We start from the raw sequence: 15,732 nt of genomic DNA, 5'->3' as shown, positions 1-15,732 counted from the left end.
ACCAAATCTGATATGGTAAAAAACAAATATTAAATTAGTTATATAAAATATCGTAGAAATTGATTAATTTACCACAACATGTAGTACTTGAAATTGGTTAAAAGTGAATAGTTAAACAAATAACCACACAAACAACAATTTATGTTACACATAAAAAATAAAATATTATTAATAACTTTTCTACTGACTGGTATTTATTCAAAATCGTCTGATTTTGATTTTATATGTGATATAGATTCAATTTCCATTAGTACAAAAGTATATAACAGTACTTCTCCAATAATTAATATTCAAGATGGCAGTTTTATACAAGAACAAAATGATTTTCAGCCTATAGTTTGTAAAACCCAAGCTGATATCTACATGCCAATTGTAGATTCTGTAGTATTGGAAAATAATAAATTTCCATTAGCAATAATTTGTCATGGTGCTGGCACTACACGAACAATAATGAGCGCAACAGTAAAATCTATTGCTACTGAATTTGCAAAACGTGGCTTTGTTGCAGCAATAATAGATTACAGATTGGATGGACAAGCAGTTTTTCATAATTTGAATAATATTCTACAATCAAATTATATCAATGAAAGAATAATATTTGATTCTATAAAAAATTGTAATGCAGCTTATCATACGTCGTATATGCATAGAGTATTATATTCAAATGCATTAGACATAATAAATGCAATTACATACTTTACCAATAATGCTACAATGTATAATATTGACACGACTAAGATTGTAATTGGTGGTCACAGTCTTGGTGCAGCAAATACATTTTGCTTAAACTATTATGACAAAGAAGAAATAGAACAGCATTTTCCAACTGATTTTTTTACAAACAATAATTATTATGATTTGAAAAGGTATAAAAATAATATTAAAATGGTTTTTGGCTTTGGTGGCACAATCTTAGACACAAGCTATATTGATATTACAGAAAATACACCAATATTTATGTTTCATGGTACACATGATGCAGCTTCTCCATTTTATATAGGCACACAATTATGTAGTTATTTAGGCAATGCGCCCACATTTTACGGCAGTGCAGCTATTGCAGAGAAAATAAATTTAATAGATAATAATGATAGGTTTTCGTACTATTTTGTACAAGCAAATGGTGTTGGTCATAATCCGTTTCCCAATAGTAGTTCCATGAGTAGTCCATTTCCAAGAATTTATTGGGCAAATGATTTCTATAGATTTTTATTTAATTCAGTCTATTTCTCACATAATAATAAAATATATAAAAAGACTTCTGCAATTAATGACAGTATAGGTTATTGTAATAATGCATATCTTTCAAGTGATGATACAACTGCTCTGAGTTATTATTGGCTAAACACTTTTGAAGGAAATGATACAACATTATGTGGAATTGTAAGAAATAGATGCCTTAATATTCCAGATTTACACCTACAAACAAAGAATTGGAATGACAGTCTTCAATTACCATGTAATGATAAAATTGGTGCGATAAATAATAAGACATTTTCAGACAACATATGCAGTTTAGAATATTTCCCAGTCATACAGCAAATAACATCTACACAGAATAATGTGTATAGTGGTGAGCATAATAAGATAGTTGTTTATCCAAATCCATTTCAAGAAAAACTAATCATCGAAAACAAAGACAATCAGGACTTAGATAAAATAATATTGTTGAATAATTTTGGACAGAAAATAATAGAGACGAACTCAAATACATCAAAAGTAGAAATAAGCACTATACAACTAAGTAATGGTATCTATTTTTTAAATATTTTATCTGGGAAAAACAATCATATTCTGAAGATATTAAAGTAATTTAACATTGATGCTAGTCAATTCTTATCCATCAACTACTACAACATTTATGTTATAAAGAGTTCGGTTATCGTGACTCAAGCAAACACACTTATCAAAAAATCATTGTTACATTATTGAATTAGTACACTGTTACATTATTAGTCAACTGACAACAATATATTTCTCAATTTAACATAGGATAATTATTAAAAAACTATGCTTGAGATAAGGAAATTCTTCTAAATACAAGGTAGCTTTATAAAAAATTTCAGATGAAAAATGCATATAAAATTATAATTATCGGTAGCGGATTTGGCGGACAATGCGCAGCAATAAATTTAAAAAAAATTGGAGTAGAAGATTTTTGTATTTTAGAAAGAAGACCTTTTATGGGTGGCACTTGGGTTCAAAATAATTATCCTGGCGCTGCTGTAGATGTTCAATCGCCTTTATATTCTTTCTCTTTTGAGCCTTACAACTGGTCGCAAATGTTTGCAGAAAGAGATGAGTTAGAAGCATACACAAAGCATATTATAGATAAATATAACTTAAAAGAAATAACAAAAACAGACACTAATGTAACGAAACTTGAATGGAATGATAAAACAAAAAACTGGAAAATATTTACAAATAATGGCAATTATTCAGCACAATTTATCATCAATGCATCTGGACCATTAAGTACACCTGTTATACCAAATTTTAAGGGCAAAGATAAATTTAAAGGCAAATCATTCCACAGTAATAATTGGGATAACGATTATGATTATACTGGAAAAAGAGTAGCAATAATTGGGAGTGGTGCAAGTGCAGCACAAATTATTCCTGCTATTGCACCAAAGGTAGAACACTTAGCCGTTTTTCAAAGAACACCACATTGGGTTTTGCCAAGACCAGATAAAAATTTTAATCCTACAGAAAGATTCTTTTTAGGCAACAATAATATATACAACATTGTTAGAAATTTAATTTATTGGCAACTAGAAACTAGAGTTATTGGTTTCAAATACTCAGATTTTATGTTGAAACGCGTAGCTGAAGATGCAGCCAGACGATATATAAAATCTTCCATAAAAGATAAAGAACTACAAAAAAAAGTAACACCAGATTATACAATAGGTTGCAAAAGAATAATTCTATCAAGCACGTTGTATCCAGCATTTACTAGAAGTAATGTAGATTTATTTGGCAAAGAAAATGGCATAAAAGAAATTGTAGAAGATGGAATCATTACACAAGATGGTACAAAAATAGAGCTAGATTTAATTGTTTATGCAACTGGTTACGATGCGACAGACAATGCAATTTCATATCCAGTGTATGGTAAAGATGGAACAACAATCGCAGATTTTTGGCACGATTTTCCAAGAGCGTATTTAGGTACAGCATTACCAAATTTCCCAAATTTATTTGTCGTTACTGGACCAAATACAGGCATTGGACATACTTCAGCAATATTTATTATTGAGGCACAAATGCATTATATCATGAAAAGTATCCAGACTGTTATGAAATCAAACAAACAAGTTATTGAAGTGAAAGAAGAGGCAGAAGAAAAATACACAAATATGATTCATGAAGAAATGAAAAAAACTGTTTGGCATTCTGGTGGTTGCAAAAGTTGGTACCAAAGCAAAAGTGGAAAGGTAATAGCAATGTTTCCTGGCTTTAGTTTTACATTCCTAAAAATGACAAAAGATTTTAAACCTAATGATCATATATTGATATAATATTTTTAAATACAAATAAATTTAATTTATGAAAACAATAAAAGGAAAAGTAGTTGTAATTACTGGTGGTAGCACAGGAATAGGACATGAGTTAGTTAAAGTATTTGCAAAAGAAGGCGCATCTATTGCCACTTGCGATATAGCAAGCTTAGATAACACAAAAAATGCTATAAGCAACTATAACATAGAGCAATACTATGAAAAAGTAGATATGGCAGATAAGAAAGCAATTAAAAAATTTGCTGACAACGTATTAAAAAAATTCGGACACATAGATATACTAATCAACAACGCAGGCATAGCACTTGGTGATGTCTCATTTGATAAAGTATCATTGGAAGATTTTGAGAAAATTACAAATATCAATTATTGGGGCGTTATATATACAACTCAATTATTTTATCCAACATTATTAGAAAGACCAGAAGCTGCTTTAGTCAATCTTTCAAGCTCACAAGGCATATTAGCGTTACCATATTTGGTACCATATTGCACTACAAAATTTGCAGTAAGAGGATTTACAGATTCATTGCGAATTGAAAACGAAGTTAGAGGTATTAAAAACATTAGTATACATACGGTGCATCCAGGAAGAGTAGCTACAAATATTACAATGAATGCTGACTATAAAAGCAAACGCTCCCAACGATTCCATGACGATTTGCAAGCAGGAACCTCTGCTGCTGCTGCCGCAAAAATTATCTTAAAAGGCATCAAACAAAAGAAAGATAGAATTTTTATTAGTGATGGAGAATTGCACGACATATTAGCAAGAGTAATGCCAGCATCTAATAAGTATGTCGTAAAGCAAATGATGAAACTAAAAAATTTCGCCTTTGATTGATTCTTTTATTAGTCTTTACTTTAGAAAAAAGTCCATGCAATATTTCTACAAATGCAAAAAGCAAATGTACGTTAATTTGATAATGAATTGTGACAAGACTTATGAGCTGTTGCTTAAGAACAAAAATATTTGCGTTTAAGATAATATAAATGTATATTTGAAAAAAGAAAGATGGCGATGAATGAATTGCAATACTATTTAGAAAGTGGTTTGTTGGCTACAAGCCAACAAAGGCAGAGGACTAACTCAATAATGTGTTTTGATGATGATGTTCTCAGCAATTCTTTCGTTTATTGTTATATACTGCATTATTATAATAGAATATGTTTTTGTTTTGTAAACTGGATTGAAATATATGAATTTTCAAATAATATGAATAAAAAAAGGCTGCACAATGAGCAGCCTAGCAAATTTCTTTATTTAGATATATTAGATTACTGTTTTTAAAACATCGTTCATGTTTCTTACAGCATCTGCACTTTTGTTGAATGCAGCTTGTTCTGTTTCTGTTAATTGATAGTCTAAGATTTTTTCCCAACCATTTTTTCCAATTACAACAGGCACACCTAAACAAATATCACTTTGTCCATATTCGCCTTCTAAAGCAACGCAACTTGTAATTACTTTTTTCTCATCACGTACTATTGCTTCTACTACTGCGCAACCTGCTGCACCTGGTGCATACCATGCTGAAGTACCAATTAATCCTGTAAGTGTAGCACCACCAACCATTGTATCTGCAGCTACCTTTTCTAGCGTTGCACTGTCTAATAATGTAGAAACTGGCACACCATTCAAGTTTGCTAATCTAGTTAGAGGTATCATTGTAGTATCACCATGTCCACCAATAACGCTTGCATTCAGATCATTTTGAGAGCAACCTATTGTTTTTGATAAATAATATTTAAAACGGCTACTATCTAATGCACCACCCATTCCAATTATTCTATGTTTATCTACGCCAGTTGCTTTCAATGTAAGGTATGTCATAGTATCCATTGGATTAGATATAATAACAAAAATTGCATTTGGAGAATGTTTTAATATATTTTCTGCTACACCTTTTACGATACCAGCATTTGTTCCAATTAATTCTTCACGAGTCATACCTGGTTTTCTTGGAATACCAGATGTAATAACAACAACATCACTTCCTGCAGTTTTTGCATAGTCATTTGTAGATCCTGTTATGGTTGTATCAAATCCCAATAAAGAAGCTGTTTGCATCATATCCATAGCCTTTCCTTCTGCTAAACCTTCTTTGATGTCTAACAAAACTAATTCGTGGCACAATTCTTTACGAGCAATATTATCAGCACATGTTGCACCTACTGCGCCTGCTCCTACTACTGTTACTTTCATTTTTATTGTATTTTTAAAAAGTTTGAACTAAAAATTTCGATGCGAATATACACAAATCACAAAAATATAAGAAACAAATTAGTCTAAAATTTAGGATTAATAAAAAAAGCATTACTTTGTATAGAAATTTTTGATTAGCAAATATTTACAGTCAAATACAATATTTCCAAATTATTAAATTGTAAGCTATTTTATTGTAATTTAATAGGATTTAATAAAAAAAATTCCTATCTTTGCGTTCCTTTTTGAGTTCTTATGATGCAGTATAATAGTGAAAATACAGACTTAGAAATTAGAATACAGCACGTTGGACTAAAAAAAGATATTCATCAATATAATTTTAGACTTGATGATAAGTTCTTTAAAAATTTTGAAAATTCTATCATTCAACATGCTGATATTCACGTAAAACTAGTATTTGATAAAAGAATAGAGCCTTATCTGATTTATCTTGAAATAGATGGCAATGTGATTACAGATTGTGATAAATGCAATGCTGTATTCCCATTAAGAATACAATCTGATAATACTATTTATGTGAAGTTTTCTGGCGAAACAGTTGATGATGAACAAGATACAGAAATTGTATTTATCAGTAGAGACGAGCCAGAAATTGATCTAAGCAAAATAGTGTACGATATCATACATCTTGATTTGCCAATCTATAAAGTATGTAATAATCCAGGAAAAACTGAATATTGTGACCAAGATGTATTGAAAGCATTGAATGAATATACCAATCAAAATATTGAAGAAGAAAAAATAGAAGACCCAAGATGGGCAAAACTAAAAGATATAAAAGACGAACTAAATTAATAATATTATAAAAAAATAAAAAATGGCACATCCTAAACGCAAAATTTCGAAAACAAGAAGAGATAAAAGAAGAACGCATTACAAAGCAACTGCTTTAAATGTGGCTACTTGTAAAGCAACTGGAGAAAGTCACTTAAGCCATACTGCTTATGTACACGAAAATGACTTGTACTACAATGGTAAAAAGTTAATCGAAGGTTATATAAAAGCATAAGCTAAATATTCAAAGCATGGCAAGTACTTCAGATATTAGAAATGGAATGTGTATTAATTTTAACTCTGACATTTATCAGATAATAGAATTTTTGCATGTAAAACCAGGAAAAGGAGCAGCTTTTGTACGTACAAAACTAAGAAGTGTAACCAATGGTAGAGTATTAGAAAATACATTTCCATCTGGCTCAAAATTAGATGAAGTACGTGTAGAACATAGAGAATATCAATATTTATATGATGAAGGTGATTTTGCAACATTCATGAATAATGAGACTTATGAGCAAATCACAGTTGATAAAAAAATCATCAACGCAGCTCAATTTCTTACTGAAGGAATGACTGTAAAAATTGCTGTTAGAGCTGAAGACGAAATGCCATTAACTTGCACACTTCCAGATACTGTTACAGTAGAAGTTACTTATGCTGAACCAGGCATCAAAGGTGATACAGCTACAAATACATTAAGACCAAGTACAGTAAGCACAGGAGCAAAAGTAATGATTCCATTATTTGTGAATGTAGGAGATAAAATAAAAGTAAAAACAGAAACAGGCGATTACATGGAACGTGTAAAATAATTAACCACGCTCTAAAAATTCATATAAGCTATCCAAAATTGGGTAGCTTTTTTTATTTTAAAAAATAACAATGTATATTTGCTAAAAATACTATAATGAATAAATTAATACTAATATTTAACATCTGTTTTATTTTTGTTGCATTTGCACAGAAACCATATCAAGTTACAACAAGCAAGGAAATAGAATTACAAAACAAGTCATTTGCAGATAATATCATACCTAATAACAAAGGTGTTTGTTTGGTAACATCAAAAAATACAGGCTCTGGTAATTTCAAAACTCCAAGTGTTGTAGATACAAAACTAAGTTTCTTTGGTGAAGATGCCACATACATAAAAACATTAGACCTAACATCTAATGACAAAAGTGATGTATTAATGGAATCTTATAACAATAATGGTAAATTAGTGTATATAGATGCTATCTACAATGGCGAATACGAAGCAATAGCAACTTACTATAATGAATTAAGTAACAATGGAAAAGTTATTAAATCTACATTAATGAATCATATTCCTGGTGAATTTATATACTTAAGTGGTCCTAATTATTTTTTCAAAACAATTCAATCACCAAACTATAAGAAAATATTAAGTATAGCAATATATAAAAAAGGTGATATTGGTCCAGAATATATTTGGGGTGATGTTAATAATGACAAACAACTTCTTCCAATTTTTGCAACAGAAGTTAAAAATAAAATGAGTGTTGGTGTAATTGATGAAAATGGAGAAATACTTTTTGAGAATGATATTGTATTTAAAGCACCAGAAGGTTGCAACAAAATCTCAATAGAAGATTATGAAATCAATGACCGTGGTGATGTTTTTTTGATATTGAAACAATACATTAAAGGAAAAAAAGAAAAAGTAGCTGGTGATGCAAACTATAAGTTAAGTATTTGTGCGATAACAAATAAAGGAAAATCAACAAAAGTATATGCAATAGATACAAAAGAATATTTTTGTAAAAAGCCAAATTTAGTTGTTTCAAACACAGGCAATGTTTATTGCGTAGGTTTTTTGTCTGGAAAAAAAATACAAGAGAATTTGACTGGAGTATTAGCTAAGAATGTATTCACAGAAGGTTTTGTTGGATTTTTTACTCAAAAATTAGGTGCTGACTTAAATGAAGTAGATTACAAATTTAATAAAATTACAAATGAAGATATTTTGAAATACAATTCCAAATTTAAATATAAAGACGATGAAATATCTGGTAATTTTATTATCAATTATATTTATGAAACAACAAATGCGGTACATATTTCAGCCGAATATTATATTATGAATATTAACCATAACATGTATGGAGCAACAACAACAACATATTTTTATAAAGATATTTTATATTTTGAATTAAATAAAGATTTACAATTAAAACAAATATATGCCATTCCAAAATATCAAAGAGCATCATCAACTCAATTTTTAGGTTATAAGATGTTTATGCATAATGATAAACCATATTTTATTTTCAATGACAATAAAATGAATGCAGACAAAGACATTGATGAAAAATTAAAAAAAGTAGCACATTCATATGACTTTGCACCAATGATGGTATACCATAATGGTACAACTTGGGTAAGAGAAAGATTATTTGAAAAAGAAGAAGTTGATGATAATATATTGATGACAAGAGCTGTGCAACAGATTGATGCTAACAACATATTTCTACCATTCCAAAGAAAAGGAAATTATATATTAGGCAAATTGACTTTTACTAAATAAACATTAGCACCATTTAAAATAACATATAAGCTATCCAATTTTGGATAGCTTAATTTTAATTATAAGATTACACATTATATATATAATATGTCTATTGTTTTTTTAAATAGAATTACTATATTTGCTAAAAATACTATAATGAAGAAATTAATACTAATATTTAACATCTGTTTTATTTTTGTTGCATTTGCTCAAAAACCATACAAGGTTGAAACAAGTAATGAAATAGAATTACAAAACAAATCATATGCTGATAATATTATTGCCTATGGAACCAATAGCGTATGTATGGTATCAAGCAAAAATTCTGGGTTTATGGGTTATAAAGCACCAAAAGTTGAAGATACAAAATTCAATTTTTTCAATGGCTCAACTTTCAAAAAAACAGTAGACCTTATTCCACAAGATAAAAGTGCTGTATTTATGGAAAGTTACAACAATAATGGAAAATTAGCATACATAGATGCATTATACAATAATACAAAAAAAGAAGTTGAAACATATTACCGTGAAGTAAGTGACAACGGTACTGTTACCAAATCTACTTTGATGAATAATGTTGTTGCAGCTCAAGTATTTTTAAATGCACCAGAAACTATTTTTAAAACAGTGCAATCTCCAAACAGTAAAAAAATATTAAATATTGTAATCTACAAAGATAAAGAAAAGGAAACTGAATATCTTTTAGGTTTTGACAATAGATTTTATGCTGTCTATAAGCAAAATAGCATGAAAGTTGGTGTGATTGATGAAAATGGAAGTTTATTATTTAAGAAAAATATTTCTATCAATGCACCTGAAGAATGTGATAGAATTTCTATTGAAGATTATAAAATTAATGACAATGGAGATATATTTTTAATGGTAAAACAATTTATTAAAGGGAAAAAAGAAAAAGTAGGTGGCGAAGTAAATTATAAATTATACATATATGCTATCACAAACAATGGTACTTCTTCAAAAAAATATGCTATTAATACTAAAGAGTATTTCTGCAAAAGACCAGGATTGGTTGTTGCCAATACAGGAAATGTTTATTGTGCTGGATTTTTATCTGAGAAAGTATCTGGAAATTTAGTTGGTTTCTTTACACAAAAAATTAGGTGCTGATTTAAATGAAGCAGAATATAAAATCAATAAAATTACAAATGAAGATATTTTGAAATATAATTCCAAATTCAAATACAAAGGAGATGAAATATCAGAAAACTTTGTCATTGATTATATAGTTGAAACAGATAATGCCGTACATATTTCTGCTGAATATTTTAATGTGATTACAAGAACATCTACAAATGGTACTACGACTACAACATACCTATATTTTGATATATTGTATTTTGAATTAAATAAAGACTTACAATTGAAACAAATATATGCTATACCAAAATATCAAAAGGCAACTTCGCCATTTTTTTTAGGATATAAATTGATTATACATAACAATCAACCTTATTTTATATTTAATGATAATAAAAATAACCTGTTGTGCGGTTTAACATAGTGCGAATTTAAGATGATTGATTGGTTTATTATTCATTTTATTTAAAAGTTGTAAGGCAGTTAATGCACAGGTTTTAGATTTGATTCTTGTAATCAATCCAATGAATGATTTAGCATAGTTTCTTTTAATCATAAACTGGTCACAAAGTTGTGAGAATAATGTTTCAATTCTCTTTCTACATTTTCTAAGTATGAATGGATATTTCTGATAGTCTTTTTGATTGTTACGCAAAGGAGTTTTAAGTTGAATATTACAGGACTCAAACAAGTCTAATTGGTATTGAGTAGATAGATAGCCTTTGTCACCAAGTAGTATAGCATTATTCATTCCACTATGCTTTAGATTATTTAAAAAATGTACATCATGTACGCTGGCTTTGGTAATATCCATTGACATAAATGTTCCATTAAGGGTTGTAGACAAGTGAAGTTTATATCCATAATAATACGATTTACTTACAGCAGAATAACCTTTATCTGGAGCTGTTTCAAAATCATGTTTGCATATTTTAGAATGCTTTTCTCTTGCTAATTGTACAATTGGAATAGGTATAGAATCTACAATAAAAACATCTTCAAATTCATTAAAAGGTTGTGCCATTTTTTCATTCAAGAGATGAATATAATTCTGTAATCTTCGCCTTCGTTTATTATAATTAGAACGGTCAATTAAATGTGGAAAATCTAATGAATATTCTACCTTTAATTTCTTCCAAAATAAGTTTTCAGAATCAATACTCAATGCTTCAGCACAAAGTGATAATGCGATGATTTCACAATCATTCATTTTAGGCTTATTTCTATATAATTGGAAGTTAAAAGAGGAATCTACAATAAAATCTTTCAGATAAAGTTTGGAAAGATTAAAAAATTTTGTCGAAATTTGATTTGATGTTGTGCATTGTAAATAATTGGTATTCAAATAATTATATACAAAAATCATGCTAAAACATGATGCACAACATCACTTTTATATTAAGTATTTAAACCGCACAACGGGTTAAAAATAATACTGATAAAGAAGAAGATGAAAAACTAAAAGCAACAACTACTCTAAAAAATCTTGCAGCTTTGATGGTATATCATAATGGCACATCTTGGGTAAGAGAAAGATTGTTTGAAAAGGAAGAAGTTGATGATAATATATTGATGACAAGAGCTGTGCAACAGATTGACGACAACAACATATTTCTACCATTCCAAAAAAAAGGAAATTATGTATTAGGCAAATTGACTTTTACTAAATAAACATTAACAACACTCTAAAAACTTATATAAGCTATCCAAAACTGGATAGCTTTTTTATTTTATAAAAAATAACAAAGTAATGATGCTAAAAATATATTTTGTTCTTAACTTTGCACATGGAAAACATATCTCACTTATCCAATTCTCAAAAATTTGCTGGCGATGGTCTTACATTCGATGATGTATTATTAATTCCTGCATACTCACAAGTACTACCAAGAGAAACCAATCTTACATCATTTGTAACAAAGAATATAAGTATCAATATACCTATTCTTTCCGCAGCCATGGATACGGTTACAGAAGCAAATTTAGCTATTGCATTAGCAAGAGAAGGTGGCATTGGCGTCTTACACAAAAACATGAGTATTGAGCAACAAGCCAACCAAGTAAGAAAAGTAAAACGCTCAGAAAGTGGATTGATTTCAGATCCAATTACACTAAAACCAGAAAATAAAGTAGCAGAAGCATTTTCTATAATGTCCGAAAATAAAATTGGTGGCATTCCAATTACTGATGATAATGGAATTTTGGTAGGCATTATTACCAATAGAGATTTAAGGTTTTGCAAAGATAAAAATATGCTCATCAAAGATTTGATGACTAAAGAGAAACTCATTACTGCACCAGAAAAAACAACACTAAAACAAGCTGAAGATATATTGCACGAATATAGAATTGAAAAATTACCTATCGTTGCATCAAATAATAAATTGGTTGGATTAATAACTTATAAAGATATTATTAAAGTTAGAAATTATCCGAACTCGTGCAAAGATGATGGCGGAAGATTGAGAGTAGCAGCAGCAGTTGGCGTTACATCAGATATGATGAATAGAATTGATGCTTTAGTAAATGTAGGTGTAGATTTTATTTCTATAGATACAGCACATGGACACTCGCAAGGCGTGATAGATGCTGTGAAAAATGTAAAACAAACATATAAAAATTTAGATGTAGTAGCAGGCAACATAGCAACTGCAAATGCAGCAAAAGCACTTGCCGATGCTGGCGCAGACGCAGTAAAAGTTGGTATTGGTCCAGGTTCTATTTGTACTACAAGAATTGTAGCTGGCGTAGGTGTACCACAACTAAGTGCTATCTATGAAGCAAGTATTGCACTAAAGAATACAAATATTCCTATTATTGCTGATGGTGGCATCAGATACACAGGCGATATGGTAAAAGCAATAGCTGCTGGTGCAAGCACAATAATGGCTGGTTCTCTTTTTGCAGGCACGGAAGAAAGTCCTGGTAACACTGTAATTTTAGAAGGTAGAAAATTTAAAGTATACAGAGGAATGGGTAGCTTAGAAGCAATGAACGAAGGCTCAAAAGATAGATATTTCCAAGATGTAGAAGAAGATATTAAAAAATTAGTACCAGAAGGTATTGTAGGTAGAATACCTTACAAAGGCACACTAAGCGAAGTTGTATATCAATATATTGGTGGACTAAAAGCTGGTATGGGCTACTGTGGCGCAAGAGATATTAGAACATTACAAGAAACTGCACAATTTGTAAAAATTACTGCTGCTGGTGTAACAGAATCACATCCACACGATGTGGCAATAACAAACGAAGCACCAAACTACAGTAGATAGTTTCTTAATGTAATAATGTACTAATTCAATAATGTAATATCATCGGTTGACAGTAGACTGATATAATGCAGCAATTTACTAATTCAATAATGTAATAATGATTTTTGATAAGTGTGTTTGCTTAAGCACAAAATACATACATTTTATAACATAAATCTTGTAGAAGTTGGCTTGCATTTGTTTGTTTTTTTGGCAGGTGACGCTACGCTATAACACCTGCTAAGTGCGACTGTGTTGTTAGTAGGCATACACTTTTTGTCTATGTCCCATACAAATAACTGCAAAAGGAATAGAATAAGTTTTTTATAGAGTAACACTCTAATATAGGCAACAGTTACATGTTCTTATATATTGATTTTGGAGAATCTGATTTTAATCGAGCATAGAAATCTAATGCAAATTTATCTGTCATACGTGCTATAAAATCACATATAATTCTCTTCTTCTCTCTATCTATTAAGCCTAGAATTAATTTATTGGTTTGGGTTAATTCATTTTTTTTTGCAACACACTCTTTTTCACTCTTTGTGTTATTGTTAGTTTTGTGTGTTTTTATCTCACCTGTCAAAGTATGAATTTTATCATCATTGTCATCTATCATTCTTTTATAGTTTTTTTCTACAGTTCTATATTGAATTCTAAAATCTTCAGGTAGAAAGTTGCCATCACTCTTCACAATAGCTTCAAATATATCTTTTACAATATCCTTACCTCTTGTTTCAATAATTTGTAAACGAGGACTTGTAATTTGATACACATATGTAAAATGCTTTAATATTTCTATAGTAAGTTCTACATTGATTGTAATATTTTCAGGTTCTTTAAAAATAATTTTCCATTTACTTGGTACATTTTCACAGTTTGCAGGAATGTTAATGCTTACTGAACGGACAAAAGTTCCAACCAACTTTGAGGTATTGTATGTTCGAATGTTGCTGTTGTTGTATATATCTTTATGTCTTCTCCATCCTTCTCGTGCATACAAACGGTTTTCAATTGAGTTTATTGTTGATGGATCTTCCTCTTCTTTGAGTAATTCAGGGAACAACGTCATTGTTGGAATAATTTTTATAAAGTCAAACAATTGTTGTATTGCAGTATCAATAACAAATCTTCTATATTTATCTGTATTTTCTCGTTTTAGTGCATCATCAGGTTGATTTGTATAATTATTCGTATATATATTTATATATTTATTATATATTTCTAGATAAAAATGTTTGATAAACACTTCCCTAAGGTTTGTATTATTTTTTAGAGCATTTATAATTATTTCATCACCTTTGTTGTTATTGGATTCGCTAATTTTTGCAGATAAATTTTTAACTACTGGAGAATCTACATCAGAGTATGCCAAATCTAAAATTGATATTAAACCACCTTTCAAAGAATCCTCTAGGTCAAATACTGAATATGCAATATCATCTGCAACATCCATTATCTGGCATTCTATTGTCTTAAATTGGTGTTCATCTATATATTTTCCCTCTAAAACATTGGCTTTAATTCGATTTACTAGATCTTTTTCAGAATCATAATAGCCTTTATATAATATAGGTGATTTTGGTTCTTCATTTTCTATAGGTATTGCGAAATCATATTTTAATATTGATGCAAGACTTCTATATGTTAGATTTAGTCCTCTTCGTAAGTCTTCATTTGTCCTATTACGCATTGTATACAAATAGTTTTCATCATGTAGGTCATTGTTTTCTTCTTTAAGAATTACTTTTTTCTCAAGTTTAGATAAAATTCTTAAAGTTTGGGCATTACCCTCAAATCCTCCACTATCATGCATTTTATCATTTAGTGCTTTCTCACCTTGATGGCCAAACGGAGGATGACCTAAGTCGTGTGCCATACATGCAAATTCTACTAAATCAGTATCAATCTTTGCTGTCTTATTAATTTTTCTTTCTTTTAGGATTTTTTCAATTTCATAATTAACTTTATTAGTAATAGATTTTCCTATTTGAGCTACTTCAATAGAGTGTGTTAATCTATTTCTAAAGAAATCAGATTCGGTATCTGGAAATAATTGAGTTTTTGAATTTAATCGTCTAAAACATGGAGAATGAATTAGCCTAGCATAATCTCTGTAAAAAGGTGTTCTGTACAATTCATCTGGAAACTCATCACCATAAAATACGTTGTTCTTCTCACTGAGTTCTCTTGTAAAATCCTTTTCTGAATATAGAATATTGTTTTCAATAGAAGAGTTAGAATTATATATATGATTCATGATTTATGTTTACTCAAAAATAATAATATATTTTTGGTAAACACTTATGTTTTAGATTT

At 29.4% G+C, this 15,732-nt stretch carries 14 protein-coding genes; 11 read left to right on the top strand and 3 right to left on the bottom strand.

The annotated features are described in order from the left end of the window. Nucleotides 1-141: 141 nt before the first annotated feature. The 3 genes from IPK18_04005 to IPK18_03995 all read left to right on the top strand — a co-directional run bounded on the left by IPK18_04005 (nucleotide 142) and on the right by IPK18_03995 (nucleotide 4,368). Complete coding sequence (locus tag IPK18_04005; GenBank protein QQR98698.1) at nucleotides 142-1,812, top strand: T9SS type A sorting domain-containing protein; 1,671 nt, start codon at nucleotides 142-144, stop codon at nucleotides 1,810-1,812. A 254-nt stretch (nucleotides 1,813-2,066) separates the two neighbouring features. Further along, nucleotides 2,067-3,524, top strand: a complete 1,458-nt coding sequence (locus IPK18_04000) for an NAD(P)/FAD-dependent oxidoreductase (GenBank protein QQR98697.1) — start codon at nucleotides 2,067-2,069, stop codon at nucleotides 3,522-3,524. A 28-nt stretch (nucleotides 3,525-3,552) separates the two neighbouring features. Further along, on the top strand, nucleotides 3,553-4,368 hold the full coding sequence (locus IPK18_03995; protein QQR98696.1) for an SDR family NAD(P)-dependent oxidoreductase: 816 nt from the start codon (nucleotides 3,553-3,555) through the stop codon (nucleotides 4,366-4,368). A 429-nt stretch (nucleotides 4,369-4,797) separates the two neighbouring features. Here IPK18_03995 and IPK18_03990 read toward each other — a convergent pair whose 3' ends face one another. Beyond that, nucleotides 4,798-5,730: a malate dehydrogenase gene (locus IPK18_03990; protein QQR98695.1), complete on the bottom strand. Its 933-nt coding sequence runs from the start codon at nucleotides 5,728-5,730 to the stop codon at nucleotides 4,798-4,800. Between the two features lie 255 nt (nucleotides 5,731-5,985). On the opposite strand from IPK18_03990, the gene IPK18_03985 reads away from it, so the two are divergent. The 6 genes from IPK18_03985 to IPK18_03960 all read left to right on the top strand — a co-directional run bounded on the left by IPK18_03985 (nucleotide 5,986) and on the right by IPK18_03960 (nucleotide 10,580). Further along, nucleotides 5,986-6,546, top strand: coding sequence for a DUF177 domain-containing protein (locus IPK18_03985; protein QQR98694.1), 561 nt, complete (start codon nucleotides 5,986-5,988; stop codon nucleotides 6,544-6,546). A 22-nt stretch (nucleotides 6,547-6,568) separates the two neighbouring features. Next, nucleotides 6,569-6,760 carry a 50S ribosomal protein L32 gene (gene rpmF, locus IPK18_03980; GenBank protein ID QQR98693.1) on the top strand — a complete coding sequence of 64 codons (192 nt, stop codon included), beginning with the start codon at nucleotides 6,569-6,571 and terminating at the stop codon, nucleotides 6,758-6,760. Nucleotides 6,761-6,776: 16 nt separating this feature from the next. Continuing rightward, a complete protein-coding gene (gene efp, locus IPK18_03975; protein ID QQR98692.1) occupies nucleotides 6,777-7,340 on the top strand; it encodes an elongation factor P in 564 nt (187 codons plus the stop codon). A 95-nt stretch (nucleotides 7,341-7,435) separates the two neighbouring features. Next, complete coding sequence (locus IPK18_03970) at nucleotides 7,436-9,076, top strand: hypothetical protein (protein QQR98691.1); 1,641 nt, start codon at nucleotides 7,436-7,438, stop codon at nucleotides 9,074-9,076. A 138-nt stretch (nucleotides 9,077-9,214) separates the two neighbouring features. After that, on the top strand, nucleotides 9,215-10,186 hold the full coding sequence (locus IPK18_03965) for a hypothetical protein (GenBank protein ID QQR98690.1): 972 nt from the start codon (nucleotides 9,215-9,217) through the stop codon (nucleotides 10,184-10,186). Further along, the gene (locus IPK18_03960; protein QQR98689.1) at nucleotides 10,155-10,580 is read left to right on the top strand and encodes a hypothetical protein; all 426 of its coding nucleotides are present in this window, start codon (nucleotides 10,155-10,157) and stop codon (nucleotides 10,578-10,580) included. The genes IPK18_03965 and IPK18_03960 overlap by 32 nt, the downstream gene beginning before the upstream one ends. Here IPK18_03960 and IPK18_03955 read toward each other — a convergent pair. Continuing rightward, the gene (locus tag IPK18_03955) at nucleotides 10,572-11,366 is read right to left on the bottom strand and encodes an IS982 family transposase (protein ID QQR98688.1); all 795 of its coding nucleotides are present in this window, start codon (nucleotides 11,364-11,366) and stop codon (nucleotides 10,572-10,574) included. The genes IPK18_03960 and IPK18_03955 overlap by 9 nt on opposite strands. Before the next feature lie 284 nt (nucleotides 11,367-11,650). Between IPK18_03955 and IPK18_03950 the strand changes: the two genes are divergently transcribed. Beyond that, the gene (locus IPK18_03950; protein QQR98687.1) at nucleotides 11,651-11,827 is read left to right on the top strand and encodes a hypothetical protein; all 177 of its coding nucleotides are present in this window, start codon (nucleotides 11,651-11,653) and stop codon (nucleotides 11,825-11,827) included. A 116-nt stretch (nucleotides 11,828-11,943) separates the two neighbouring features. Further along, nucleotides 11,944-13,431 (top strand): IMP dehydrogenase, encoded by a 1,488-nt coding sequence (gene guaB, locus IPK18_03945; GenBank protein QQR98686.1) that lies wholly within the window; start codon nucleotides 11,944-11,946, stop codon nucleotides 13,429-13,431. Nucleotides 13,432-13,765: 334 nt separating this feature from the next. On the opposite strand, the gene dgt is transcribed toward guaB, so the two are convergent. Further along, on the bottom strand, nucleotides 13,766-15,673 hold the full coding sequence (dgt, locus tag IPK18_03940) for a dNTP triphosphohydrolase (protein QQR98685.1): 1,908 nt from the start codon (nucleotides 15,671-15,673) through the stop codon (nucleotides 13,766-13,768). Nucleotides 15,674-15,732: the final 59 nt, after the last annotated feature.

The sequence above is a fragment of the Sphingobacteriales bacterium genome (assembly GCA_016699615.1).
Taxonomy (GTDB): domain Bacteria; phylum Bacteroidota; class Bacteroidia; order Chitinophagales; family JADIYW01; genus JADJSS01.
Note: the sequence above shows the minus strand (reverse complement) of the source record. Positions and strands in the feature narration are given on the sequence as shown.

Bases quoted from the DNA above. Each gene is read 5' to 3' on its own strand.
- IPK18_03995 (QQR98696.1), top strand. From the start codon at position 3,553: ATGAAAACAATAAAAGGAAAAGTAGTTGTAATTACTGGTGGTAGCACA.
- dgt (QQR98685.1), bottom strand. From the start codon at position 15,673: ATGAATCATATATATAATTCTAACTCTTCTATTGAAAACAATATTCTA.
- guaB (QQR98686.1), top strand. From the start codon at position 11,944: ATGGAAAACATATCTCACTTATCCAATTCTCAAAAATTTGCTGGCGAT.
- rpmF (QQR98693.1), top strand. From the start codon at position 6,569: ATGGCACATCCTAAACGCAAAATTTCGAAAACAAGAAGAGATAAAAGA.
- IPK18_04000 (QQR98697.1), top strand. From the start codon at position 2,067: ATGAAAAATGCATATAAAATTATAATTATCGGTAGCGGATTTGGCGGA.
- IPK18_03985 (QQR98694.1), top strand. From the start codon at position 5,986: ATGATGCAGTATAATAGTGAAAATACAGACTTAGAAATTAGAATACAG.
- IPK18_03965 (QQR98690.1), top strand. From the start codon at position 9,215: ATGAAGAAATTAATACTAATATTTAACATCTGTTTTATTTTTGTTGCA.
- IPK18_03955 (QQR98688.1), bottom strand. From the start codon at position 11,366: ATGAATGATTGTGAAATCATCGCATTATCACTTTGTGCTGAAGCATTG.
- efp (QQR98692.1), top strand. From the start codon at position 6,777: ATGGCAAGTACTTCAGATATTAGAAATGGAATGTGTATTAATTTTAAC.
- IPK18_03990 (QQR98695.1), bottom strand. From the start codon at position 5,730: ATGAAAGTAACAGTAGTAGGAGCAGGCGCAGTAGGTGCAACATGTGCT.
- IPK18_04005 (QQR98698.1), top strand. From the start codon at position 142: ATGTTACACATAAAAAATAAAATATTATTAATAACTTTTCTACTGACT.
- IPK18_03970 (QQR98691.1), top strand. From the start codon at position 7,436: ATGAATAAATTAATACTAATATTTAACATCTGTTTTATTTTTGTTGCA.